General features: G+C 53.7%; 24 protein-coding genes and 3 tRNA genes. All 27 read left to right on the top strand.

All coding sequences use genetic code 11. The features are described from left to right. The first annotated feature begins 197 nt into the window (after window positions 1-197). The 27 genes from CO251_RS14685 to CO251_RS14555 all read left to right on the top strand — a co-directional run bounded on the left by CO251_RS14685 (window position 198) and on the right by CO251_RS14555 (window position 24209). A complete protein-coding gene (locus CO251_RS14685; RefSeq protein WP_103376554.1) occupies window positions 198-977 on the top strand; it encodes an enoyl-ACP reductase in 780 nt (259 codons plus the stop codon). A 64-nt stretch (window positions 978-1041) separates the two neighbouring features. Continuing rightward, window positions 1042-1851: a 3-hydroxyacyl-CoA dehydrogenase family protein gene (locus CO251_RS14680; RefSeq protein WP_103376787.1), complete on the top strand. Its 810-nt coding sequence runs from the start codon at window positions 1042-1044 to the stop codon at window positions 1849-1851. A gap of 78 nt (window positions 1852-1929) precedes the next feature. Continuing rightward, a tRNA-Gly gene (locus tag CO251_RS14675) sits at window positions 1930-2004 on the top strand. A gap of 20 nt (window positions 2005-2024) precedes the next feature. After that, window positions 2025-2099 (top strand) — tRNA-Cys (locus CO251_RS14670). An 8-nt stretch (window positions 2100-2107) separates the two neighbouring features. Continuing rightward, window positions 2108-2185: transfer RNA gene (locus CO251_RS14665), tRNA-Val, on the top strand. Window positions 2186-2437: 252 nt separating this feature from the next. Next, entirely contained in the window at window positions 2438-3259 is an 822-nt protein-coding gene (gene ytxC / locus CO251_RS14660; protein WP_103376553.1) for a sporulation protein YtxC, read from the top strand. Window positions 3260-3607: 348 nt separating this feature from the next. After that, entirely contained in the window at window positions 3608-5506 is a 1899-nt protein-coding gene (thrS, locus tag CO251_RS14655) for a threonine--tRNA ligase (RefSeq protein WP_103376552.1), read from the top strand. 151 nt (window positions 5507-5657) lie between these two features. Next, window positions 5658-6068: a hypothetical protein gene (locus tag CO251_RS14650; RefSeq protein ID WP_103376551.1), complete on the top strand. Its 411-nt coding sequence runs from the start codon at window positions 5658-5660 to the stop codon at window positions 6066-6068. A gap of 55 nt (window positions 6069-6123) precedes the next feature. Further along, a complete protein-coding gene (gene infC, locus CO251_RS14645) occupies window positions 6124-6636 on the top strand; it encodes a translation initiation factor IF-3 (RefSeq protein ID WP_103376786.1) in 513 nt (170 codons plus the stop codon). A 3-nt stretch (window positions 6637-6639) separates the two neighbouring features. After that, window positions 6640-6840 carry a 50S ribosomal protein L35 gene (rpmI, locus tag CO251_RS14640; RefSeq protein WP_103376550.1) on the top strand — a complete coding sequence of 67 codons (201 nt, stop codon included), beginning with the start codon at window positions 6640-6642 and terminating at the stop codon, window positions 6838-6840. A 42-nt stretch (window positions 6841-6882) separates the two neighbouring features. After that, window positions 6883-7236, top strand: coding sequence for a 50S ribosomal protein L20 (gene rplT / locus CO251_RS14635; protein WP_103376549.1), 354 nt, complete (start codon window positions 6883-6885; stop codon window positions 7234-7236). Window positions 7237-7238: 2 nt separating this feature from the next. Beyond that, window positions 7239-8081: an RNA methyltransferase gene (locus CO251_RS14630; RefSeq protein WP_103376548.1), complete on the top strand. Its 843-nt coding sequence runs from the start codon at window positions 7239-7241 to the stop codon at window positions 8079-8081. 261 nt (window positions 8082-8342) lie between these two features. Next, window positions 8343-9401 (top strand): phenylalanine--tRNA ligase subunit alpha, encoded by a 1059-nt coding sequence (gene pheS / locus CO251_RS14625; RefSeq protein ID WP_103376785.1) that lies wholly within the window; start codon window positions 8343-8345, stop codon window positions 9399-9401. Continuing rightward, window positions 9398-11740, top strand: a complete 2343-nt coding sequence (pheT, locus tag CO251_RS14620) for a phenylalanine--tRNA ligase subunit beta (protein ID WP_103376547.1) — start codon at window positions 9398-9400, stop codon at window positions 11738-11740. The genes pheS and pheT overlap by 4 nt, the downstream gene beginning before the upstream one ends. Window positions 11741-11825: 85 nt before the next feature. Continuing rightward, on the top strand, window positions 11826-12110 hold the full coding sequence (locus tag CO251_RS14615; protein WP_103376546.1) for a cell division protein ZapA: 285 nt from the start codon (window positions 11826-11828) through the stop codon (window positions 12108-12110). Between the two features lie 113 nt (window positions 12111-12223). Further along, the gene (locus CO251_RS14610; protein WP_103376545.1) at window positions 12224-14593 is read left to right on the top strand and encodes an endonuclease MutS2; all 2370 of its coding nucleotides are present in this window, start codon (window positions 12224-12226) and stop codon (window positions 14591-14593) included. A gap of 60 nt (window positions 14594-14653) precedes the next feature. Then, entirely contained in the window at window positions 14654-15847 is a 1194-nt protein-coding gene (gene tyrS, locus CO251_RS14605; protein ID WP_103376544.1) for a tyrosine--tRNA ligase, read from the top strand. Window positions 15848-15858: 11 nt separating this feature from the next. Then, window positions 15859-16581, top strand: a complete 723-nt coding sequence (locus CO251_RS14600; protein WP_158246371.1) for a tetratricopeptide repeat protein — start codon at window positions 15859-15861, stop codon at window positions 16579-16581. Between the two features lie 32 nt (window positions 16582-16613). Beyond that, window positions 16614-17252: a ThiF family adenylyltransferase gene (locus CO251_RS14595; RefSeq protein WP_103376542.1), complete on the top strand. Its 639-nt coding sequence runs from the start codon at window positions 16614-16616 to the stop codon at window positions 17250-17252. Next, entirely contained in the window at window positions 17239-17580 is a 342-nt protein-coding gene (locus tag CO251_RS14590) for a hypothetical protein (RefSeq protein WP_103376541.1), read from the top strand. Before CO251_RS14595 ends, CO251_RS14590 begins: the two co-directional genes overlap by 14 nt. Further along, entirely contained in the window at window positions 17577-19283 is a 1707-nt protein-coding gene (locus CO251_RS14585; RefSeq protein WP_103376540.1) for an NAD+ synthase, read from the top strand. The genes CO251_RS14590 and CO251_RS14585 overlap by 4 nt, the downstream gene beginning before the upstream one ends. Before the next feature lie 49 nt (window positions 19284-19332). Beyond that, window positions 19333-20079 carry a YebC/PmpR family DNA-binding transcriptional regulator gene (locus tag CO251_RS14580; protein ID WP_103376539.1) on the top strand — a complete coding sequence of 249 codons (747 nt, stop codon included), beginning with the start codon at window positions 19333-19335 and terminating at the stop codon, window positions 20077-20079. Between the two features lie 265 nt (window positions 20080-20344). Next, window positions 20345-20833 (top strand): crossover junction endodeoxyribonuclease RuvC, encoded by a 489-nt coding sequence (gene ruvC, locus CO251_RS14575; RefSeq protein WP_103376538.1) that lies wholly within the window; start codon window positions 20345-20347, stop codon window positions 20831-20833. Next, on the top strand, window positions 20830-21423 hold the full coding sequence (ruvA, locus tag CO251_RS14570; protein WP_103376537.1) for a Holliday junction branch migration protein RuvA: 594 nt from the start codon (window positions 20830-20832) through the stop codon (window positions 21421-21423). The genes ruvC and ruvA overlap by 4 nt, the downstream gene beginning before the upstream one ends. 14 nt (window positions 21424-21437) lie before the next feature. After that, window positions 21438-22448 (top strand): Holliday junction branch migration DNA helicase RuvB, encoded by a 1011-nt coding sequence (gene ruvB / locus CO251_RS14565; RefSeq protein WP_103376536.1) that lies wholly within the window; start codon window positions 21438-21440, stop codon window positions 22446-22448. Window positions 22449-22477: 29 nt separating this feature from the next. Continuing rightward, window positions 22478-23215: an RNA polymerase sigma-I factor gene (gene sigI, locus CO251_RS14560; RefSeq protein WP_158246370.1), complete on the top strand. Its 738-nt coding sequence runs from the start codon at window positions 22478-22480 to the stop codon at window positions 23213-23215. Beyond that, entirely contained in the window at window positions 23208-24209 is a 1002-nt protein-coding gene (locus tag CO251_RS14555; RefSeq protein WP_103376534.1) for a hypothetical protein, read from the top strand. Before sigI ends, CO251_RS14555 begins: the two co-directional genes overlap by 8 nt. Window positions 24210-24213 lie beyond the last annotated feature (4 nt).

Below are 24213 nucleotides of genomic sequence, written 5' to 3'. Positions count from 1 at the left end.
ATGGCGGGATTCCAAGGTGGCGACTAGACAACGGTCGCTCTACCGCCGGATCGTTCACGTCCGTTAAACCCGCGTGCGATATCCTATGACGTGCTCATATCACCATGTGATGAAAAGAGGACTTCTACGTATAGCCGTCCATGTCTCGATGCGGTATGATGTTCCAAAAAACGGATTACCACGGAGGAGAGATATTTTTGGGGCTTTTAGAGGGAAAGACGGCCATTGTTACAGGCATTGCGAATAAGAGGAGTATTGCATGGGGGATTGCCAGGGCTTTTGAACGGGAAGGCGCTCAGTTGATTTTGACGTATCAAAACGATCGACTGAAAGAAAATTTGGATAAATTGATCGAGGAGTTGCATACGCCGGTCAAGACCGTCTTACTAGATGTGATGAACGACACTCTGATGGCAGAGTTTGCTGACCAATTGGGTCATATGGCTCCTGATGGCGTTCATGCATTAATCCATTCCATCGCGTATGCCGACCGTAAAGATTTAGAAGGGCGTTTTCTGGATACAACACGCGAGGGCTTTACGTTAGCGCAGACGGTCAGTGCTTATTCCTTGACCGAACTCACGCGGGCTGCTTATCCGTCGCTATTAAAGGCGGGATCGGCTAGCATTGTGGCGCTAACTTATCAAGGGGCTACGCGCGTCATGCCCAATTACAACGTGATGGGGGTGGCAAAGGCGTCGTTAGAAGCGTCGGTACGCTACTTAGCTTTTGACCTCGGTAAAGACCATATTCGTGTCAATGCGATCTCAGCTGGACCGGTGAAAACATTGGCAGCGTCTGGGGTGAAAGGCATTTCATCGGCGCTACACAGTACGGCCGAACGGGCCCCCATTCCCGAGAACATATCGACGGACGATGTCGGCAATGCCGCGGTGTTTCTGTCGTCAGATTGGGCTAAACGCATTACCGGACATATCCTGTTTGTGGACAGTGGATTTCACATTATGGGTTACTAAAAGCATCAAATAGGGTAAAGGAGGCACTAAGGTGCAAACGATAGGGATTGTGGGAGCCGGCACCATGGGAGCGGGAATCAGCCAACTGGCTGCGGTAAGCGGATTTGAGGTGTTGATGCATGATGCGGCGCCAGGGGCTGTAGGACGCGGAAAGGACCGAATTGCTGCGCGGTTGGCGCGGGCCGTTGAACGGGGCCAAATGACGGCGGACGCGGCGGAATCAGCCATGGAGCGCCTTAAAGAAGCCTCGCTGGAAGATTTTTCGGTAGCAGATGTGGTCATCGAAGCGGTTGTTGAAGTCATGGATGTCAAAAAAGCGGTGTTTAAAAGCCTTGATGCGGTAGTTCGCCCACAGGCCTTGCTGGCGACCAATACGTCATCGTTTTCTATTACGGAACTTAGTCGTTCAACCCGCCATCCCGAAAACTTCTTGGGGATGCACTTTTTCAATCCGGCGCCAGTGATGAAATTGGTGGAACTGGTACGCGGAGAAGATACCTCCGATGAGACGGTGGCGCTCGCGCAAGATATTGCCCGGCGATTTGGCAAAGAAACCGTGGTGGTACAAAAAGACACACCGGGATTTGTTGTCAATCGGATACTAATGCCTTTATTTATTGAAGCGATGAGGATTCTTGAGGAAGGCGTAGCGAGCAAGGAGGATATCGATAAAGCGGTGCAGTTAGGCCTCAATCATCCGATGGGCCCGTTGACGCTAGCGGATTTCACGGGGTTGGATGTGGATTTAGAAGTGATGGATTATTTGTATGATGAGTTTCATGACGACCGGTTTGCTGCGCCTCAAGTTTTGCGCCGTCTTGTGCGTGCGGGCCGTCTTGGTAAGAAAAGTGGCCGCGGATTTTACCAATATTAAACTCGCTAAAAACGAAAATTTTGTGGCCTAGGTGACTTGCACAATGCGAGAGAAGTTGTTATACTAGCAGAGCGTGATGCGGAAGTAGCTCAGTGGTAGAGCATTGCCTTGCCAAGGCAAGGGTCGCGGGTTCAAATCCCGTCTTCCGCTCCAATCTGCCGCCTGACCTATCAGGCGACGTAGCCAAGTGGTAAGGCAGAGGTCTGCAAAACCTCTATGCCCCGGTTCGAATCCGGGCGTCGCCTCCAATACACATGGGTGGTTAGCTCAGTTGGTTAGAGCGCTCGCTTGACATGCGAGAGGTTCACAGGTTCGAGTCCTGTACCGCCCACCATAAAAACCCGCAAATTGTATGCGGATTTTTTATTTTGCGCAAAGTACATTTCCTGGTTACCTCCTTTATCTCCGTTCAATGCTTCCGTTTTCATCATGGTACATCGATGTCTTACGAATAGAAATGTGATTCAGATGTTCTTCAGCTTGGCAGAAAACCTAGGCGTGAATAGGTTTTGATAATCTGGAATATACTAGCAATATCTTAGAACTAATACAGGTGGGGATATTTCAAAGAGATGGAGGCGACAGGGTGGTGCAGTGGTGTATTGGCAGTCAAGAGGATACTCCGCGGATTGATGCATATTTGGAGGCGCCTGTAGAGTGGACCAGGCAATCCCGAATGGAGTGGGCTGTCTGCGACATGGACGGCACAAGAACGGAGGGAGCCTATACCATGGCCCGCGCCGTGGCCAAACTCATTAGTGCCCATTATGAACCCTGGGTGACGCGGATTTTGCGGCAGCAGTACAGCTACTTGACACAGGAAGAACGCCGCATCATTTTGAGCCGGGTAGTCCAAAACCTTCGTACGGAAGACCCTGAGGCGGCGCAAGCGCGTGTGGATGCGATTGCTGCTCGGCTCACCGCATATTTTTGGACACACGATGTGCTGGTGATTGAAGGCGCCGAAGATTTTTTGTTGCATGATGTCCGTGCGGGCTTGATCGACGTGGTGGGACATATCGTGGATGAGTATTTTGCGGAGCATGAATACCGCCAATTTATTGGGTTTCTTAAGGATTATGTCAGTCAACAAGCGCCTCACGCAGACGTCGTGCATGTTCGGTGTTGTGGAAAACACATGCATATTGCGGATGCGCAAGGGACTGACGTTGGCCGCGAGATTATCGATGCTTTAGCCGAAGATTTGGATGATAGCGAAGAAACGCGCCAGGAGCTCTTGGTGAGTGCCTTGGTGTTGCTCGCACCTGCGCGCGTTGTATTGGACAGCACACTGCCTTCCAATTTGCAAGAGATGCTGCGCGCTATTTTTGACGATCGCATTCAATCGGTTGAAACAAAGTTGCATCCAGCGTCTTCAGCGAAACGGCCGGCCCGGGCTGATTCATGAAAATCAGGGCATACTACTCCCATGGACGCTGCTTGCCATGCCTAAGGGCTATTGACACGGCTTTGCGCTTTTCGGTATCGTAAAGGGCAAATAGTACTGCGATGAAGAGATGTGAATTTCCGTATTCTTTAAGAGAGAGATGTCCTTGGCTGAAAGACGTCTTAGTGACGCGGAAGTTCTAACCACCTTGGAGCGTCTAGCGAGCCTATAGCAGGCGAAGTTAGCGGCGGCGACCGATATTGCGCACAAAAGTCGGGCAGATTGTATGCCAATGGCGGTGGAACCGCGGAATTTTTCCGTCCCCCAGACAGATGGGGTGGCGGATTTTTTTATGGGGAGGACGAAGGTATGGAGGACTTGACGATTGAGCTACACGGCGATTATGTCGTAAAGAGTCCAGGGGTGCGGCCTATTGACTTTCAAGAAGAAATGCCGCAAGACGCTCTGGCGGCATGGATTGATGGAGACGTGGTGGATTTAAATCGGCCATTGACGCACGGCGGGCAGCTGCAATGGTTGACGTTTGCTGATAGTAGTGGCCAAAAGGTGTTTCGACATTCCAGCGCGCATTTAATGGCGCAGGCTGTCAAACGCTTATGGCCGGAGGCTAAACTGGGTACCGGTCCTGCGTTGGAGGACGGGTTCTATTATGACATTTGGCTCCCTAAACCGTTGACAGAGACAGACTTGAGCGCGATTGAAGAGATGATGCGGCAAATTGTTCAGGAAAATCTCGCGATCGAACGTTTGGAATTGACTCGTGATGAGGCACTTGCACTTTTTGCTGATCGTCATGAAGATTTTAAGTTGGAAATTGTGCGTCGAATTCCTGAGGGCATGACCATTTCCGCCTATCAACAAGGCGAGTTTGTGGACTTGTGCTCAGGTCCTCACGTGCCCCGCACCGGAGTGATTCAAGCGATCAAGTTGACCAATGTCTCGGGGGCCTATTGGCGTGGTGATGAAAAAAATCCCATGATGACCCGCATTTATGGTACGTCTTTTCCTTCCGAAGAAGAGTTGACACAACATCTTCAACGGTTGGAAGAGGTGAAGTTGCGAGATCACAGGCGGCTAGGACCGCAATTGGATTTGTTTAGTTTTCGGGAAGAGGCACCAGGCTTTGCCTTCTGGCATCCCAAAGGATATCAACTATACCGGACACTGGAGGAATTCTCGCGCCGCTTGCAGACGGAACGGGGCTATGAGGAAGTCTCGACTCCTTGGATTTACCGCGTCGGGTTGTGGCAGCGTTCAGGCCATTGGGATCATTACCGCGACAATATGTTTCTCATGGAACGCGAAGAAGAAGTGCTGGGCGCCAAGCCGATGAACTGCCCGGGACACGCTTTACTTTTTAAAAATCAAGTCCGCTCGTACCGAGATCTTCCGATTCGTTATGCCGAATATGGACCCTTGTCACGGTTTGAACGTTCCGGTACGTTGCACGGATTAATGCGTGTGAGGGGCTTTCACCAAGATGATGCGCATCTGTTTGTGCGAGAAGACCAAATCACCCAAGAGATCTTAGGGGTATTAGATTTAGTCGATGTGGTGTTTCGGGCATTTGGCTTGCCTTACGAAGTGGTTTTCTCGACGCGCCCTGATGACTATATGGGGTCTTTGGAATTGTGGAACAAGGCGGAGCACGATCTCGAAGCGGTTTTGCGCGAACGCGCCATTAAATACCAAATCAACCCGGGCGACGGCGCGTTTTATGGGCCGAAGCTCGATATCTCAGCGATTGACTCGCTAGGTCGACATTGGCAGTTGGCGACCATCCAGTTGGACTTCCAATTGCCTGAGAAATTTGATCTAACCTATGCCGACCAAGATGGAACTAATAAGCGTCCGGTTATGATTCACCGCGCGATTATGGGATCGGTCGAGCGATTCTTGGGGATTTTGGTGGAACATTATGCGGGAGCTTTCCCGCTGTGGTTGGCGCCTGTGCAGGTCATGGTCATCCCTATTACCGACCAGCAAAGCGCCTATGCTCAAGACATCGCCACGAAACTCAGGCGGCGGGGGTTGCGCGTTGAAGTCGATACCCGTAATCAGAAAATGGGCTACAAGATTCGCGAAGCCCAGGTGAATAAGGTGCCGCGCATGTTGATTGTCGGCGGCCGTGACTTGGAAAATCACACGGTGTCGGTGCGTACACGCGAAGAAGGGGATATTGGTGCTAAGGCCTGGCCCGAATATCTAGAAGAGTTGGTTGAACAAGCGCAAATGCCCTTAGACTAGGCCTACAAAGGGGGACGACGATCCCTTTGTGCTCAGCATGTTCACCAAGGAGGCTCGTCTCAATAGGAGATGAGCCTCCTTGTGCTGTTTAAGATAGAGTGAGCGGGCAACGCGACGCTGGTATGACCGTTTATTTGCGAGAAAGCCTCAAGTGCGGAAAGAACTTGAGCAGTCGTTCTTTCAAAAACTGGGCGGACATCCGGTGTTCAAGAAAATCCGCAGGCGATATAACTCATTACCCGCGACAGCACTGTACCTCTGGTGTCGCACTACACGGTCGAAATCCAAGGATGGCGATCCGGAACCGACTTGGGACCGGCGTTGGGTTAAAGATGCGTCCTCCCAATTGCTAGTGCACAAAATGGCTGAGATTCATGCCATGCCAACACGCCAAGAGATCCCAGAGCATTGGGTGAGTAGCATCTTTGTGATTGACGGGGGTAAGGCTTTTCGCTTACAATATTACTGCATATGCCGAACAAAGCAGAAGCATCAGCTTCTCACCCTCCGGTTTGGACCAAAAGGGTTGATGGAACGTGGTTTCTGTATTTGGGCGGAGTGATCCGCCCTTTTTTGTTTGGACCACCAAGAAAGCATTCGAAGGAGGGAAAAAAACTATCAAAGATCTCAGGATTAACAATGAGATCCGAGCACGCGACGTGCGTCTGGTAGGAGACGACTCCGAACAGTTGGGAGTCGTGTCATTGCGTGAGGCATTAGCGTTAGCTGAGGAGCGCCATCTTGATCTCGTGGAGGTATCCCCTACCGCCCGTCCCCCGGTGTGTCGGCTTATGGATTATGGGAAGTATAAATATGAGCAGGCGAAACGCGAAAGGGAGTCCCGCAAAAAGCAGAAGGTTGTGAGTGTCAAGGAACTCAAAATTCGTCCGAACATTGAAGACCATGATTTTGACGTCAAAGTCAAAAGTGCTCATCGCTTTTTGACGGAAGGCGACAAGGTCAAATGTACGATGATGTTTCGGGGACGAGAAATTGTGCATGCGGGATTGGGTCAGGAGACTTTGAGCAAGTTGGCCGAACTGGTTAACGATGTGGGGATAGTGGAGCGTCCGCCTCGTGTAGAGGGACGTAGCATGATAATGATTTTAGCGCCGAAAAAGGGAGTGTAACGCATGCCAAAGATGAAGACACATCGTGGAGCCGCCAAGCGCCTCATGATTACCGGGAAAGGGAAAGTCGCGCGGAACCGTGCCGGCAAGAGTCACTTGCTCGAGCACAAGTCACCGTCGCAAAAACGCCGGTTGCGCCAAGGGGTTCTGTTGTCTCATGCGGATTACCACCGTGCAAAGCGTTTGTTGCCCAACGGCAAGTAAGTGGCCTTGGGGTAAACTAATTGTTGTGGAGGGGTTTGGAAGATGGCTCGGGTAAAACATGGGATGGTGAGACATCGCCGTCACAAAAAGATTTTAAAGATGGCACGGGGTTACCGGGGTGCACGTTCCCGTCATTTTAAACCGGCAAACGAAGCGGTTATGCATTCATTGTGGTATGCCTATCAGCACCGCAAGAAGCGTAAAGGTGATTTCCGGCGTCTATGGATCACCCGTATTAATGCGGCTGCTCGCTTGAATGGGTTGTCGTATAGCAAACTGATGAACGGGTTGCACCGGGCAGGCATTGGACTGGACCGTAAAATTTTGGCGGACTTGGCCGTACGCGATATGGACAGCTTTAAGGTCCTCGTAGCCAAAGCCAAAGAACAACTGTAATTATGGCCGTGATACAGCCATTGGATTCACTGGACAACAAATCTGTTCGGACAGTGCGTCATCTTCTTACCAGTCGGACGTTTCGCGAAAAGCAGAAACAGGCGGTACTGGAAGGATTTCACATGGTATTAGACGCGGTGGATGCGGGGGCCCTCATCCACCTTGTTCTTTATTCTCAACGCATTGCCCAACAAGGGCCAGGACGCAGCTTGCTGGCACGCTTGCAAGCGGGACGCACGCGGTTAGTGTATGTGACAGATCGTGTGCTCAGTGAGTTGTCTGCCGTCGAGACGCATCAAGGCATTTTGGCGGTGGTAGGCATGCCCAAGTGGCCTGCTCTCTTTCCTTTGCCACAGGGTACGCCGTGGCTTTTAGGCATCGCCCATGAGATCCAAGATCCTGGCAATTTGGGCACCCTCATTCGCAGTTTTCACGCAGCGGGAGCTCACATGATGGGTTTGACTAAAGGTACGGTTGACCCTTTTAACCCCAAAGCTTTGCGGGCGTCTGCCGGTAGTGTGTTTAAATTGCCGGTGGTGGCGCTAGAGGACTCGTGGCTAGAGGACCTCGCGACGCGCGGCGTGCAGGTCATCACGGCCGTAGCGGAAGGAGGAGAAGACTACACCCGCATGGACTGGACGCGTTCTGTGGCCCTTGTGCTCGGCAACGAAGGAGCGGGATTGCCAGACGCGGTGGTACAACAATCCCATGCGGTCACGATTCCTATGGTGGATTCCGCAGAATCTTTGAATGTGGCTGTTGCGGGCTCTGTTTTGGTCTTTCAAGCGGCTGCGGCGCGTCGCCACGCGGGGCTTTTGCCAGTTCCGCCGGTTATGATACAATAACCGGAAAATAAAAGACAGTAAGCGATGATCCAGAACATGTCAGCCATCCCTGCAGCGCAGAGAATCCGGGTATTGGTGGGAACGGATCTGCAGGCGGTCGATATTCGCTGGGGAGTGCAAACTTGAACTTTACAGTAGGGTTTGCCGGCCGGTGCCGTTATCAACAGCCAAAGGACACATCCTGTGTCGAATTAAGGTGGTACCGCGAACACGTTCGCCCTTGGGGGGAACGTGATTTTTTTTGGAAAGGGTGATTCGGTCGTGCCATCGGACAATCGCTATGAGACATGGTTAGAGGACATACAGGAACAGACCGCGCAGGCTCAGGATGTTGACCAGGTGCAAGAAGTGCGCAACCGGTGGCTGGGTCGGCGTGGACTGATTGCCCAAGCAATGAAAGAACTCGCGGCTTTGCCTCTTGAAGAAAAGCGCCATCAGGGCCAGCTATTGAACGCTTTGCGGGAAAAGGCGCTAGAAACGATAGGGGGGCGGCAAGCCGCTCTGGAATTGGCGGAAGAGACCCGCCAGTTGCAACAAGAACGGTTAGATATGACCCTTCCTGGGACCCTTCCCCACACGGGGTTGCTACATCCGACCACGCGCGTGCGCCGATTCATTGAAGATGTATTTTTGCGGATGGGCTTTTCGTTGGAATATGGGCCAGAAATTGAACAAGAATGGTATAACTTTGAAGCGTTGAATATTCCCGCGAATCATCCAGCACGGGACATGCAGGATTCCTTTTTTACCAACTGTCCGGACAGGGTCTTGCGCACACATACCTCGCCGGTGCAAATTCGGGCCATGCAAAAATATCAGGGCTCGTTGCCCGTGAAAATTATTGCGCCCGGCCGCGTTTTTCGCCGCGATGATGACGCGACCCATGTTCCGATGTTTTTCCAAGTTGAGGGATTAGTGATTGATCACGGCATTACTTTGGCAGATCTCAAAGGCACGTTGACGGCGATGGCGCTAGAACTGTTAGGGAGTGAGATCAAAACCCGATTCCGCCCGTCATATTTTCCTTTTACCGAACCGTCGGTGGAAATGGACGTCACGTGCGCGGCTTGTGGGGGGACAGGCTGTCGCGTGTGCAAGGGCACCGGCTGGGTGGAAATTTTGGGGTCGGGCATGGTTCATCCCACTGTGTTGCGCAACGGGGGGTATGACCCCGACGTGGTGACGGGATTTGCCTTTGGATTAGGAATTGAACGGTTAGCCATGCGTCTTTTTGGTATTGATGATTTGCGGTTGCTCTATCAAAACGACATGCAGTTTCTCTCTCAATTTCAGACGTACATAGGGAGGCCTGGGTTATGAAAGTTAGTTACCGGTGGTTAACTCGCTATGTTCCGGATTTGCCAGCGCCGGCGAAGGTAGCCGACACCCTGACGCAAATGGGGTGGGAAGTGGCGCAGATGGAGGCTTGGGGACGGTGGTACGAACCCGTGGAACTGGTGGAAGTCGTTCAGCGGGTGAAGCATCCTGATGCCGACCATTTGTCGGTGGTCAGCGTCAGGCGCGGTGACGGCAGCACGATTGACATTGTCACGGGGGCTTCCAATGGATTTGTTGGAGACCGCGTCTGGTATGCGCCTGTGGGGACCGAACTGGTTGACGGCCGTGTATTGGAAGCGGTTCGCATGCGCGGCATCCTTTCACCAGGCATGTTGCTGTCAGCGGAAGAATTGGGATTTGACCAAGGGCCTCAAGATTTATGGATTTGGTCAGGGCCCGAACCGCTTGGGACGCACTTTATTGACGTCATTGGCGGTCAAGACACCGTCTTTGAGTTGGAGCTCACACCCAATTTAGCCGTCTTTGGTCAAAGCATGCAGGCCATTGCTCGCGAATTGGCGGCCGCATTGTCTTTGCCGTTGACCGAACACAGTCGCGGTTTTGAATACGGGGAAGATGCGTTGGCGCGCGTTTTAGATCTTCATGACTGTCCGCTCTATGGGCTTGTAGCATTTCAGATTCAACCGGACGCGCCAACACCTTTGTGGATGCAAGTCTTGTTGCGCGCCATTGGCCAGCGTGTGATTTTTCCGGCCGTAGATATCACGAACTTTTTGCTGTGGGATATAGGCCAACCGCTCCATGCCTTTGACCGCGATACCGTCCAGGGCTCTATTACCGTGCGTCTGGCGCATCCGGGTGAGCGGCTTGAGACTTTGGATGGGGAAGAGCGCACATTAGGGCCTGAGGACTTAGTGATTGCGGACGATGTGGGTGCACTGGCCCTAGCAGGCGTCATGGGCGGCACCCGGTCGGCGATTTCTTCAAAGACGCGCCATGTGTTGTTGGAGGCGGCGCATTTTGATTCCTCGCGCATTTTCCAAACCATGCGTCGGCATCAAATTTTTTCCGATGCGGCACTGCATTTTGGCAAAGGCACGGACCCCTTGGCGGTGTACACCGCCCCAGACCGCTACCGTGCATTGTTACAAGAGGCCGGACTCTTTGTGGCTACTGGGCCGAGCCAAGTGGTGGGGCGTATTGCCCCGGCTCGCCAAATTGTCTTTGAACCGGACAAGATTCGGCGTTTATTGGGGGTCGACTGGGCCGATGACAAATTGCGTCAAGGGTTAGAACGGCTGGGGTTTGGCGTGACAGCTGCAGGCGACGTCGTGATTCCTCATGCGCGTCACGACGTTAGTGGCAGTCACGATTTAGCCGAAGAAGTGGCAAGGCTGTATGGCTTAGAAACCATTAAGCCCTCGGTGTTTCTGGCGCCTGCCGTACCCGGTCAAAAAAACAGCCACGAAGCGTACCTGGAATTTTTAAAGAATTTGCTGGCTGAGGCGGGATATTGGGAAGTTGTGACGCGTTCGTTTACGTCACCGGAGCGGTTAGCCCGGGCAGAAATGACGGTCTCAGATGCGGTTGTCGTGCGTAATCCCTTGCGCGACGAAGAGCGGATTTTGCGCACGTCATTGCTTCCGGGCCTGCTCGAAACGGTTGAGGCGAACCGCGCCCGGCGGGGACTAGCCCTACGCCTGTTCGAAATTGCGCCCGTCTATCAATCGCATGCGGACGGGTGTCAAGAGATAGCGGAGCTGGCCGTTGTCCAAACCCTGGAGGGACAACCTGCTTATCCCCATCCTGAAGCCCCTCATGTGTTGGATTTGAAAGGCGTGATGGAATGGGTCAATGTGCGCGCTGATATGGGCTTGACATGGCGCCAGGTCGAGGAGCCGCCAGCGTATTTGCATCCCGGACGGACGTTAGCACTAACGAATCGCAACGGCACGGTGTGCGGGTATCTAGGCGAAGTGCGACCGCGCATAGCCCAGCGCTATCATGCCAAACGTCTAGCGGTTTGGGTCATGCGGCTCGACCTTCTGCCGTCTTCGGCCGCCGTGTCTTCCCAAATGCATAGGCCCTTACGTCTGCCCGAAGCCGTGCGAGATTTGTCCTTGGTGGTTCCAGCCAATATCGCCTACCAGCAAATCGTGGATGTGGTCAACGCTCTGGCCCTACCGGCTTTGCGCCGCATGACGCCTATCGACCATTATGTGGGTGCATTTGGTGAATCATGGACCTTGCGCTTTGTCTTCCAACCCGACGAGGTCACCTTGACGGAAGAGGACGTCGATCGCGCGATTCAGCAAATTCTGTCGTCGCTGGACCCTTACGGTGTAAAAATACGCCAATAATGCCTGATTATGGCGTGACAGCACAGGAAAAAAGCGGTATTGTCGAGAGGAGGAGAAAGACAGAATAATCAAGGGAGGCAGGCGTGTGACAGAACCCATTCGGACGACCGTGACCATTTATGGCGAGGAGTATTCTCTCAAAGGAGACCTGCCCAAAGATGTGATTCAGGCACTCGCGCACCATGTGGATGGCCGCCTGCGGGTTCTGGCCGCCAAAAATCCGCATCTTGGGATTTCCCGCATTGCTGTCTTGGCGCTTTTGAACATGGCGGAAGATTTGTACCATCTTCAAGAGCAAAATGAAGAACTTGTCCGGGCGATGCAAGAACAGTGGCGTAGTAACCGCAGCGTGAAGAATAAGACACCGTGATTGGGGACAGGGAAAAGGCCACTGCAAACGCAGTGGCCTTTTCAGGTGCTATAATCCAAAGGTGCATACGCAAGAGTTTAACAGATCTTTAGAGAAGAGAAAGGCAGGGGCACGTGAACACTCTTGATACCATAGCGGACAGCCGGCTGCGGATCAGTCTCGATTTAGTCCAGTTTCCTGCCGTGCTTCAGCAAGTCGCCGCCTGGACGGATACGCCCATGGGCCATGAGCGCATTGTCAACGCGGGGTATTTGAGCGAGGCTGCGTTGCGCCAACGGCATGATGCCTTGCAAGAAGTCATGCGACTGGTGCGTGACGCCGAGACGCTGGAGATCTCCCTCAAAGGCGCCATTCCTCTAAAGGATTTGGTGCGGCGGGCGCAAAAAGGCGGAATGTTGAACCCCGAAGAATTGTTAGGGATTGGGGTGACGCTGAAGGTTGCCGAGGCGGTTAGTACGTGGACAAATGATCAAGACATGCCGTTATTGGCACAGCGCATTGCCCGCTTGCCGTCCTTAGGTTACGTCGCGCAGGCTATCTTTCGCATATTAGACGAGCATGGACAGGTAAAGGACCACGCCAGTCCTGTTTTACAAAAAATTCGCCGTGAAATCAGACAATCGGAGGCGGAGATTGACCGCCTGCTCGATGGGATTATTCATTCGGGGCATTGGGCCGAGTTTTTGCAAGATCCCGTAGTCACCCTACGATTTGGACGCCGTGTGGTGCCCGTCAAGGCGATGTTTCGTAATCAAGTGCCAGGAATTGTGCATGACCGGTCATCTAGTGGGCAAACGGTATTTGTGGAGCCCATGCCGGTTGTGCAGAAACAAAATCAATTGACAGAACTGCGCAATCAAGAAGATGAAGAAATTCGCCACTTGCTCGCGGAGTTGTCCCGCACGGTCGGAAGTGTGGCCGATGACTGTGTGGTGACAGAACAGACATTGGCTTGGCTTGATGAACTGTTGGGGATTGTCCGCTACGGCCAGCACTCCGGGGCAGTTCTGCCCATTATCGGCGGGGAAGATTTACAGATTATCGAGGGCCGACATCCCTTGATTGAAGACCCGGTCCCGCTCGATTTGTCATTAGCCAAGTCCCGTCATATTTTAATTATTACGGGTCCCAATACGGGAGGCAAGACCGTCGCGCTGAGAACGACCGGCTTGATTGTGAGTCTGGCTTTGGCCGGTATGATGGTGCCGTGCCGCGCAGGGACAACGATTCCGCTCTTTGACCGGATATGGGTGGATATTGGCGATGAGCAGAGCATTGAGCAAAATTTGTCCACCTTTTCGAGCCACATGGCGCGGCTGATTCCCATGATGGAATTTGCCGACGACAAGACGCTTTGTCTCATTGACGAATTGGGGGCCGGAACGGATCCCGACGAAGGTTCGGCCCTCGCCGAAGCCATGATTCACCGCTTGCGCGCTCATCATGTTTATGCGGTTGTTACGACGCACTACAGCCGTTTGAAATTGCTGGGATTTCGCTTGCCGGACGTTGAAAATGCCCAAGTGGCGTTTAATCGCGAAACCCTCACACCGACGTACCATCTCATCATGGGTCAACCCGGCAGCTCGCATGCTCTCTATATTGCCCAGCGCCTAGGCATGCCGGCTGAGGTGATTGACCAGGCACGGGCCTTAATGGATGAAGAAGGCACGACCTTGGCCGATGTGATTGAAGAAGCCAATCACTTGCAAATGGAGTTGCGTGCTGCCAAACAGCAAGTGCGCGAACAAGCGGACGCCTTAGCGGCCCAAACCTTGGCCTTGGAACAAGAGCGGCGCAAATGGCTTGACACACGGGAAAAGGAAATGCGCCGGATTCGCGATCAGTGGCGGCATGAACTGGACCAGTTGCATGATCAGATGACCGAAGCCATTTTAGAAGTGCGCCATCAACAAGGACCAGACCAGGCGCGCGCTGTGGAGGCTTTGCGGGATACTTGGCGGCGGCGGGGCATTTTGCCCCAAGAGTTAGAAACGACGAAAGCGCGTCCCGAAGGGCATTGGCAGGCAGGAGATTATGTTCACGTGCGCGACTTTGAAGGGCTTGGGCAGGTCCTGGAGGTCAACGGCAAGGTGGCGTTGGTCGAAGTGGGGGCGCTGAGAGTCAAGGTGCCCGTTGGGGATTTAGAGGCCGCTAAGGCTCCGCAACCGGGGCGAACGAGAAAATCGCCGGGTCGCCATCAAGGGCTGTCGTCGGCCAAAGCGCAAAATCTTCACATGGAGTGTGATGTGCGCGGGATGACGGTCGATGAGATGGTGGATGTGGTGGACAAATACCTCGATGACGCGGTCTTGGCCGGAGCCTTTCAAGTCCGGATTATTCACGGCAAAGGCACCGGGGTGTTGCGCAAGGCTGTTGGACAGCTGTTAAAGGCTGACCCTAGGGTCAGCACCTACCGACTGGGCGAGCGCGGTGAAGGGGGCGACGGCGTAACGGTCGCGACGTTGGGAGACCGAGAGTAAGATTTTTAGGCAATCTATCAGTATGATATACTCTCGGCAGGATAATAGGGAGGATTGGGTTTGCAAGACATTCATAAACAATTGGACTGGCTTATCAGCGGCACCGATGACGTCGTCAGTCCCGCGTTGCTCAAAGAGAAATTAGAGAAATCGCAGGCGACGGGGCGCCCTTTGACGGTTAAGCTGGGGGTAGATCCGACGGCCCCTGACATTCACCTGGGGCATACGGTAGTCATCGAGAAACTCCGCCAATTCCAGGAACTGGGCCATACCGTGGTCTTTTTGATTGGTGACATGACGGGCCGCATTGGAGATCCGACAGACCGCGCGGCTACGCGCAAGCAACTGACGGCGGATGAAGTCAAGGCTTTTGCCGCCACTTATATTGAACAGGCGCGCAAAATCTTAGATGCAGACCGGCTGACTTTACGCTACAACAGTGAATGGCTGGAGCCGATGCAGCTGGCCGACACGATTCGGCTCATGGGTCAAATGACGATTGCCCGTTTGTTAGAACGAGACGATTTTCATAATCGGTTTACTGAACATGTGCCCATCTATTTTCATGAACTTCTCTACCCCCTGATGCAGGGCTATGATTCCGTAGCATTAAAGGCGGATGTGGAACTGGGCGGCACCGATCAGCGATTCAATATCATGACGGCCCGTCAAATTCAAGAAGCCTATGGGTTGGAGCCGGAGGTCGGAATTTTCTTGCCGATTTTAGAAGGCACCGACGGCGTTCGACGCATGGGAAAAAGTTTGGGGAACTATGTCGGCATCAGTGAACCCCCCGAGGAGATGTACGGCAAAATCATGTCCATTCCCGACACCTTGATTACCCGGTGGGCCATGCTGCTCTTAGGAGAAAATCGCACGGTATGGGAAGAACGGGTGCAAAGTGAGAATCCACGTGATGTGAAGGCCGATTTAGCGAAACGGCTGGTGACGCGATTTGCGGGCGAGGACGCAGCGGTGGCAGCACAAGAGGCTTTTGACCGCAAGTTTCGCGAGCATCAAGTGCCCGAGGACATGCCTTCGGTGGCGATGCCTAGCAATCCATGGCAGGTGTCGGCGATTGAGTGTGTGGCAGCGATGCCCGATGTGCCTAGCAAACAAGAAGCACGGCGGTTATTGCAGCAAGGAGCCGTGGTGCTGGATGGCAATCGCTTAGCGGTGACAGATGTCCTGAGCATCGCTGCGGGGTCATGGATGCGTATTGGCCGACGCCGGTATTACCGGTTTACGGTGTAAGGAGTGAGGGCATGGTAGCGCAAGATGAAGAGCGGTTAGGATGGCAAGAGATGGAGCAAGGCCAACTGGAAAATGCAGAAGTTCATTTTCGACGGGCTCTTGAACTCGACCCTTACCGTGCAGATGCTTTAAACGGCCTGGGTCAGGTCTATTTGTCGTGGGGCGATTTCGAACAAGCGCAAGAATTGTTTCAGATGGCTATTGCGCAAGCGCAGGAGGATTTGCCGCATCACCAACGCCATACGAGTTGGGAAGATGTCAACATTCGCCCCTACTTGCGGGGCTTGTATCATCTGGCCGTGACCTTGTTTCGTCAAGGACTGTGGGATGAAGCCTGCGAACCGTTGGAAGAGTTAGTTGCTTGGGATACCGAGGCGATAGGTCAAGATGGCTATTACTTGCTGGGCATGCTGCAGCTACGCGCGAATCGTCCGACAGAAGCTGTAGAATGTTTTCAACAAAGCTTGTCACGTTATCCCGAAGCATTTTACAGTGTGGGACTGGCACATTTTCTTCAAGGACAACTGACAGATGCGCGTCAGGCTTGGGCTGATGCGTTAGCCGTCATTCCGGATCTCAGCTTGTTTATTACCAACTATCCGGCCTTATTGCCGTTTCCATTATGGCAATCGGATGATGAGACCTTTGTGCGCACCTCGCGTTATGTGGATGATATGGTGGATTTATGGACACCAGAAGCCAAAGAGGAACTGGGGCGATGCATGAAAGCGTGAGCTGAGCGGGGAGGAAATGGAGGGAGCGGACAGTGCGAGCAGCCATAGTGGGGGGCGGCGCGATTGGATCGCCACTGGCGATGCAGTTGGCGCATGATCCGGTGATCGAAGAGTTACGGGTGATTGATGCCGACCGCATCGCCTTGTCCAATTTGCCTAGGCAGCCATGGTTCAACGAGACGGATATTGGCGACTTTAAAGCAAAATGTCTTGTGCGCTATGCGCCAGAGCGTTTGTCGGCGCGGGTTGAGGCGTTGACGGACGACAACGCGGCCCGTTTATTAGCGGGTTGCGATATCGTTTTTGATGCCTCGGATAATTGGCCTGCGCGCATGGCCATTCAACAATGGTCGTTTCAGACCGGTGCTCCCTGGATTTTCTCCTCGGCGCTTCGCGCGGAAGGGATGTCTGCACTGCTTTCTCCTAAGACGCAGTGTCTTTTTTGTTTATTTGGCACATTGCAGCAAGGTCCTCGGTGCTTTGAAGCGGGGGTGTTAGGAACTTTGACACTTGCTGTGGCCGGCCAAGCGGTGACGTTGTGGGAGTTGTGGCGGGAGCATCCTGACGATGTCCAGTATTGGCCACAGGGTCTATTTTTAGTCGATGGGGTGCAAGGAGCCGTAACGAAAATTGGCATGAAGGCGGTGCAATGCACGCATGGAGCTCGATAACCGGACGATTGAAAAGTTTTCTCGCCAAATATTGATGGATGAGATTGGCTATGATGGACAGTTGCGCCTGCTCTCGGAAACAGTGTGGCTGACGGGGCCAGACCCGTGGAGTGAGTGGGCTGCTCGCTATTTGCGCGCCGCCGGTTTAGAGGTCAAAGAGAGGCCCGCCGTCAAGACCTCTATGAATCTTCGTCTTATAGCCTCAAGTGGGCGTTGTCCAGACCTTGTGATTCCTGTGAGCGGTGAAGGCGGTCAGACGATGGTGGCGATGGGTTTGGCCATGACGCAATGGTTGCGGACTTTAGCATCGGGGGAGATGGAAGCATGACGCAACTCAATGTGCGTCTGGTGCAAATGAATAGTGTGGTGGGCGACGTCGCAGGAAATTTACAGCGTATGCTGTCCGCCATGGAGCGGGCCCGGCGCGATCACATCGATGTCGTCGTGTTCCCAGAATTGGCGCTTGCAGGATATCCGCCGGAAGACTTGCTGTTTCGTGCAGACTTTCTTGAAACCCTGCAACAGGCTTGTGATGAAATGGTCAGGCATTCGCAAGGACTGATGGCGATTTTTGGCTATGCTTATGCCGATGGGGGCTTGTTCAACGCAGCGGTGGTGGCGCACGAAGGGACTTGGGTGACGCGGGTGCAAAAACAGTATTTGCCCAATTATGGGGTATTTGATGAGGCGAGATATTTTACGCCGGGGCGTGAGACGGAAATTATTGATGCGGGCGCCTGGAAAATTGGGGTATCCATCTGTGAAGACGTCTGGTATCCCGACGGTCCGTACTTAGATCAAGCGCGGCAAGGGGCCAATCTTTTAATCAACATCAGTGCATCACCTTATTCTCGGGGAAAACGGGCGGCCAGGGAACGGATGTTAGCTACGCGTGCGGATGACGTGGCCTCATATCTGCTGTGGACGAATTTGGTGGGAGCGCAAGACGAATTAGTGTTTGATGGGCAAAGTGCGGTATTTGGGCCCGACGGCCAGGTGCTCGCCAGAGCGCGCGCTTTTGACGAAGACGAATTGTCGTTGACCCTGCACGCGACGCCTAGTCAGCACCGGCGATTTATCGACCCAAGATGGCGCTTGGGCCCAGTCTCTGACCAGGTAGGGGTTGTCCGCATAGGCTCCTTGGGCCATTTAGATGCTCCACGCTATGACCTCACGTGTACGCCGGTTTTAGAAGACGATGCCGAACTTTATCAGGCTCTCGTGTTAGGGGTCGCGGATTATGTCGAGAAGAATCATTTTCAGGACGTAGTCATTGGCTTGTCAGGCGGCATTGACTCCGCTTTGACGGCGGCGATTGCTGTGGATGCTTTAGGCAGTGAGCGAGTGCATGGGGTGTTGATGCCGTCAATCATTACGTCGACGGAGAGCCGGGAAGACGCATTGGCGGTTGCCAAGAATTTAGGTATTGCGACATGGGAGCTAGGGATTCAGGATATTATGACGGCGTTTTTGGATGAGTTGGGGCCGGTGTTTGCGGGGCGTGCTTTGGATTTAACCGAAGAGAATCTCCAAGCACGAATTCGCGGCACTTTGTTGATGGCGTTGTCGAATAAATTTGGTTGGCTGGTGTTGACCACGGGAAACAAAAGCGAAATGGCCACGGGGTATAGCACTCTTTATGGAGATATGGCAGGGGGATTTGCTGTATTGAAAGATGTGCTAAAGACCCAAGTATTTCGCCTGGCGCGGTGGCTCAATCAGGAGCGGACGCGTATCCCCAAGCGCGTGATATCAAAGCCGCCGAGTGCTGAGTTGCGGCCTAATCAAAAGGACGAAGATAGCTTGCCGCCTTATGATATATTAGATCAGATCTTAGAGGGTTATATTGAAGAAGACTTGTCTCCGGAGGCGTTAAAGGCCCGTGACTTAAACCCGGCTCTTGTAGATCTGGTTGTTAAGTTGGTGAACCGTAATGAATACAAGAGGCGTCAAGCTCCCGTAGGGATTAAAGTGACTCCGCGGGCGTTTGGGCGGGACAGGCGCATGCCAATCACTCGCCATTTTGAATGAGGCGTAAAGACAATAGGAGACGGTACTTGTTTTTAAGGAGGACTGCACGATGTCGGGGCATTCGAAGTGGGCCAATATTAAACGCAAAAAGGCCAAAGTGGACGCGGTGAAGGGGACCGTCTTCTCGCGCCTAACCAAAGAGATTATGGCGGCGGCGAAGCGAGGAGGCGGCAATCCCGATACGAATTTCCGCTTGCGCTTGGCTATCCAAAAAGCGAAAGACAACAACTTGCCTCAAGCCAATATTGACCGGGCCATTAGGCGGGCTACCGGTCAGGAAGAGGGCGTGCACTACGAAGAAGTGGTCTACGAGGGCTATGGGCCCGGCGGTGTGGCGGTTTACTTGCAAATCTTGACGGACAACCGTAACCGCACCGCGGGAGAAGTGCGGCATATTTTTTCCCGTCATGGAGGGGCTTTGGGGGAAACAGGCTGTGTGGCCTGGATGTTTGAGTCCAAAGGTCGACTGACCATTACCGAGACGAACAAGAGCGAAGAGGAATTGCTCGATGTGGCGATTGAGGCGGGGGCAGACGATTTGCGCCGAGAAGACGGGGAATTTGTCGTCCTCACGGCTCCTGATGTGCTGGATCAGGTGCGGGAATCGTTTGAAAGCCAAGGCATTAAAGTGGATGATGTGGAATTAGTGCAATTGCCGAAAACGACGACCGAAGTGAGCAGTGACGATGCCCACAAACTGTTAGACCTGATTGATTTACTAGAAGACCATGATGATGTCGAAAAAGTCTTCTTTAACGCGGAGTTCCCAGAAGACTTTGAGATGGACGAAGCCTAATAAGGGTTTTTTGTGAGACCCAAGCGTGACTGGGGCTTACGCCCCAGTAAGCCGCTTTTCATAGACGGGCGCCAGAAGTCTTTCACCCCATAGGTGGGGAGAACAATGGCGTATTTTTCCTTCTTGGCATAAACGCAGCGCATGCCCTAAAGTCGCATAGAACATATGTCCTGACAAAAAATAGAGGATTTTTCCCTGCCGCTGTGGTATTTAACAAAGCAAGACGCTATAAGCAGCGCAGGGACATTGTGGAAGCGGGTGTGTTATGCGGATGTTAGGAATTGACCCGGGCACGGCCATATGCGGGTGGGGCATTATTGACAAAGTGCGCCATGAGCCCTTGGCCCATGATTACGGGGCTGTGCTGACTTCCTCCACGTTGTCCGCACCCGAGCGCCTAAAACATCTGTATGAGGGGCTCATCGCTGTGATTGACCGGTATCAGCCGGAATATGGGGCGGTGGAGAAACTTTTTTTTGGGCAAAACACGAAAACGGCCTTGGCGGTGGGACAGGCACGTGGGGTGGTGCTCTTGGCCTTGAGCCAGCGCAATATTCCTATTGTCGAAATCTCACCGGCGGAAGTGAAGCAAACAGTGGCCGGCTATGGCCGGGCCGACAAGCACCAAGTGCAGATGATGGTCACGCGGTTGTTGCATCTGGAGGCCGTGCCCAAGCCCGACGATGTCGCCGATGCGTTAGCGATTGCGATGACGGGGTTGGAATGGGTGAAATTCCGGGAGGTGCTGCGATGATAAGCGAACTAACCGGCAAAATTGTCCACAAAGATGACGATGCGTGTGTGGTGGATGTTCACGGTATTGGATTTCGGGTGGATATGTCGAAACGGGCCTTGGCAGCACTGCCGGACGTCCAAAACCCCGTCCATCTCTATACCCACTTGGTGGTGCGAGAAGACAATTGGCGGTTGATTGGCTTTTTGGAGGTCGAGGAGCGGGAAACGTTTTTGGACCTGATTGCGGTGGGGGGCATGGGCATTAAGACCGCCTTATCCGTGCTCGGGGTACTAGGCGTCGATGGCCTGGAAGAGGCGATTTCTCAAGAACAATGGCAAACCATCAAGGATGCGCCAGGAGTGGGAGCCAAATTGGCCCAGCGTATTTTGTTGGAGCTTTCGGGAAAATGGCAGAACAAGCCCCGCCGCCACTCTCCGAACGCTGGGCCATCTTTGCCCCGCTCGGTCAAACTCGATGACGTGGGGGAAGCGTTAATGGCTCTTGGCTATTCCTTGGAGGAAGCCCAGGCGGCGTCTCGGCAAACGGCGGCCGAAGGAGATTTGGCTGACCGGATTCGTGAGGCATTGCGTACGCTTGACAGGCGATAAAGGGGGCAAGGACGATGCAAGACCGGGTAGTCTCTGGTCATTCGGGGGCAGAGGCTGAGACAGAAGGGACACTGCGCCCCGATCGGCTCAAGGAGTATATCGGCCAAGAGGAACTCAAAGAGAAACTGTCCATCTTTATCGAAGCGAGTCTAGCACGCAAAGAGCCGTTGGACCATGTGTTGTTATACGGCCCGCCGGGTTTGGGAAAAACCACACTGGCCCATATTATTGCCAACGAACTCGGCGTCGGCATCCGCTATACATCGGGGCCGGCGATTGAACGACCCGGCGATCTCGCCTCCATTTTAACGAATATTGATGATCGCGAAGTGTTGTTTATTGATGAAATCCACCGTCTGTCCCGTCCCGTTGAAGAAGTGCTGTACCCGGCCATGGAAGATTTTGCCCTGGATTTGGTCTTGGGAAAAGGACCTGGGGCGCGGTCGGTCCGTCTCGACTTGCCCCGGTTCACCTTAGTTGGGGCGACGACGCGGCCTGGCATGTTGGCGTCGCCGTTGCGGGACCGTTTTGGGGTGCTGTTGCATCTCGATTTCTATCATCCCGAAGAGCTCGCTCACATTGTGGACCGTTCTGCGCGGGTTTTAGGGATTCCTATGCATCCGGATGCGGCCTATGAGATTGCGCGGCGGAGCCGGGGCACGCCTCGCATTGCCAATCGGTTGCTAAAGCGGATTCGGGATTATGCGCAGGTGCGGGGAGACGGACAGGTTTCGCTTGTCCTAGCTACCGAGGCATTGGAACTATTGGCCGTCGATCCGATGGGGCTCGATCAAGTGGATCGGCGCCTGTTGGTGTCGATTGCGGAACGCTATCATGGCGGCCCGGTGGGCCTAGAAACCTTGTCGGCTGCGGTCGGAGAAGAAAGCGGCACAATTGAAGAAGTCGTCGAGCCCTATTTGCTGCAACAGGGATTTTTACAACGTACGCCACGTGGGCGCATTCTAACCCGCCGGGCATATTTGCATTTGGGCTTGCCGGCCGAACCGGAGTTAACGGACGAATAGACCAGAGCATGAGGAGAGGGGGAGTGGGAATGCGGTCGGATCCAGCGGCCAATGTCTCGATTTCTCTGCTCGCACGCGCATCAAGCGGCGATGTGGCCGCTAGAGATCAACTCATTTCGGAATATGTTCCGTTCATCTTAAAGACCGCTAGCAAGGTAGCGGGCCGCTATCTGCATCAAGGCGTTGATGAGGAAATTTCGGTGGCGATGTTGGCATTCAATGAAGCCATTGGCGCATACACCAAGACCAAGGGCAGTTTTGTGGGATTTGCCCAGACAGTGATTAAGCGCCGCTTGATCGATTATTACCGGAAGAAAAATTCGGGGCCGGCGGAGGTCTTGCTGAGCGAACTCGAACACGAGGATCCCCAAGGGCATGTGTTGCAAACACAGATTGACTTCATGGCTCACCGAGTGTGGCGCGACAAGCTGAGCCAAGAGGTGAGGGTGCAGGAAATTGCGGAATTGGAACAGGCACTTCATGCGTTTGGGATGCATGTAGCCGAGTTACCCAAAATTTCTCCACGGCACCAAGATGCGCGCCAGCGTGCGATCGCCGTGAGTCATCACATTGCGCATAGTGCCCGGCACCGAGAATATTTTTGGACGCGTAAGGAGTTACCGATTAAGGACTTAGTGTTGGAGACGGGGATAAGCCGCAAAGTCATTGAACGGCACCGCAAGTACATTATTGCGATTACGCTGATTTTAGTTTCGGACTGGCCCTACTTGCAACACTATGTGCGGGGGCGAATACAAGATGAATAACGTCTTGCACCGTCAGGCGCTGGTTATTGCGGTAGAACCTCACCATGTGACACTCCTATTGCCCGGGGGGCAGTTTAAGCGCGTGCGCATGTTAAGGCATCATCTAGAGGTGGGCCAGGAATATCGTCTCCCCGAGCACTCGCCATGGCAGCGGGCGCTGTGGGGCGTTGCGGCCGCGGTGGGCGCATTAGCCCTTCTTTTGACTCACGGCCCACAGTCTCCCACACCGCTGAAAGCCACGGCGGTTGTGAGCTTGGACATGAATTCGAGCATGAGCATGGTGGTCGCGGGCCCCAACCACATTGTGGTCAGCGCCAGTGGGAAAGATGCGAGGGGCCGTCGTGTGCTCTCCCAAATTCCGATTACCGGGCTGCCCATTGTCCGCGCGGTGGCTGACTTAACCCGCCAAGCCCGCAAAGACGGCTACCTCAACGCACACCATCCGTTTGTCGTGTTGGCGGCTGCCTTTGGCGTGCAGCGCCAAACCTGGTTTGCGCAGGTGCAAACCACTGAGCGTCACCTGTTGCAACAAAGCGGATTGTGGCAAGGGCGGCTAGTGGTTGTCTCGGCCGTCAGTCATTCCTCCTTAACGGCCATTGCGCGGCAACCCAGTTCTGTGGGACGCACATTGCTGTGGAGCGAGGTCCAAGGGGCCAAACACCATGTGCCTTGGGCCAGTCCGGTTCCCATGAGCAAACCCTTGCAATCTTTAGTAGAACCCATCTTGCACAACCCCCATCACAAGTTGGGACATCCCTTGGAAGAGCCCGTAGCACCAGGAATTCGGGTTAAAGCGCCGGTATCTAGCGCTCTTTTTACCCGTCATTCGGCCATTAGGCAACACATTGTTCCGATCGTGCCAAAGCCTGCTCCGGCAGCCGCTGTGACAGGACACGCGCTGCCACCAGGGTGGATACACCGGCCGTTATCCCGGGGACATTTCGCCTTACACCCCTTGGCTCATATCCAAGGTTATGCCAAATGGAAACGTTAGACTT

The sequence above is a fragment of the Sulfobacillus sp. hq2 genome, assembly GCF_002903155.1.
Classification (GTDB): Bacteria; Bacillota; Sulfobacillia; order Sulfobacillales; family Sulfobacillaceae; genus Sulfobacillus; species Sulfobacillus thermotolerans.
Note: the sequence above shows the minus strand (reverse complement) of the source record. Positions and strands in the feature narration are given on the sequence as shown.

Excerpts from the sequence above, each read along its gene's own strand:
- CO251_RS14680 (WP_103376787.1), top strand. The coding sequence starts at position 1,042 with ATGGGAGCGGGAATCAGCCAACTGGCTGCGGTAAGCGGATTTGAGGTG.
- thrS (WP_103376552.1), top strand. The coding sequence starts at position 3,608 with ATGGAGGACTTGACGATTGAGCTACACGGCGATTATGTCGTAAAGAGT.
- rpmI (WP_103376550.1), top strand. The coding sequence starts at position 6,640 with ATGCCAAAGATGAAGACACATCGTGGAGCCGCCAAGCGCCTCATGATT.
- rplT (WP_103376549.1), top strand. The coding sequence starts at position 6,883 with ATGGCTCGGGTAAAACATGGGATGGTGAGACATCGCCGTCACAAAAAG.
- CO251_RS14630 (WP_103376548.1), top strand. The coding sequence starts at position 7,239 with ATGGCCGTGATACAGCCATTGGATTCACTGGACAACAAATCTGTTCGG.
- pheT (WP_103376547.1), top strand. The coding sequence starts at position 9,398 with ATGAAAGTTAGTTACCGGTGGTTAACTCGCTATGTTCCGGATTTGCCA.
- CO251_RS14600 (WP_158246371.1), top strand. The coding sequence starts at position 15,859 with ATGGTAGCGCAAGATGAAGAGCGGTTAGGATGGCAAGAGATGGAGCAA.
- CO251_RS14590 (WP_103376541.1), top strand. The coding sequence starts at position 17,239 with ATGGAGCTCGATAACCGGACGATTGAAAAGTTTTCTCGCCAAATATTG.
- CO251_RS14585 (WP_103376540.1), top strand. The coding sequence starts at position 17,577 with ATGACGCAACTCAATGTGCGTCTGGTGCAAATGAATAGTGTGGTGGGC.
- CO251_RS14580 (WP_103376539.1), top strand. The coding sequence starts at position 19,333 with ATGTCGGGGCATTCGAAGTGGGCCAATATTAAACGCAAAAAGGCCAAA.
- ruvC (WP_103376538.1), top strand. The coding sequence starts at position 20,345 with ATGCGGATGTTAGGAATTGACCCGGGCACGGCCATATGCGGGTGGGGC.
- ruvA (WP_103376537.1), top strand. The coding sequence starts at position 20,830 with ATGATAAGCGAACTAACCGGCAAAATTGTCCACAAAGATGACGATGCG.
- ruvB (WP_103376536.1), top strand. The coding sequence starts at position 21,438 with ATGCAAGACCGGGTAGTCTCTGGTCATTCGGGGGCAGAGGCTGAGACA.
- sigI (WP_158246370.1), top strand. The coding sequence starts at position 22,478 with ATGCGGTCGGATCCAGCGGCCAATGTCTCGATTTCTCTGCTCGCACGC.
- CO251_RS14555 (WP_103376534.1), top strand. The coding sequence starts at position 23,208 with ATGAATAACGTCTTGCACCGTCAGGCGCTGGTTATTGCGGTAGAACCT.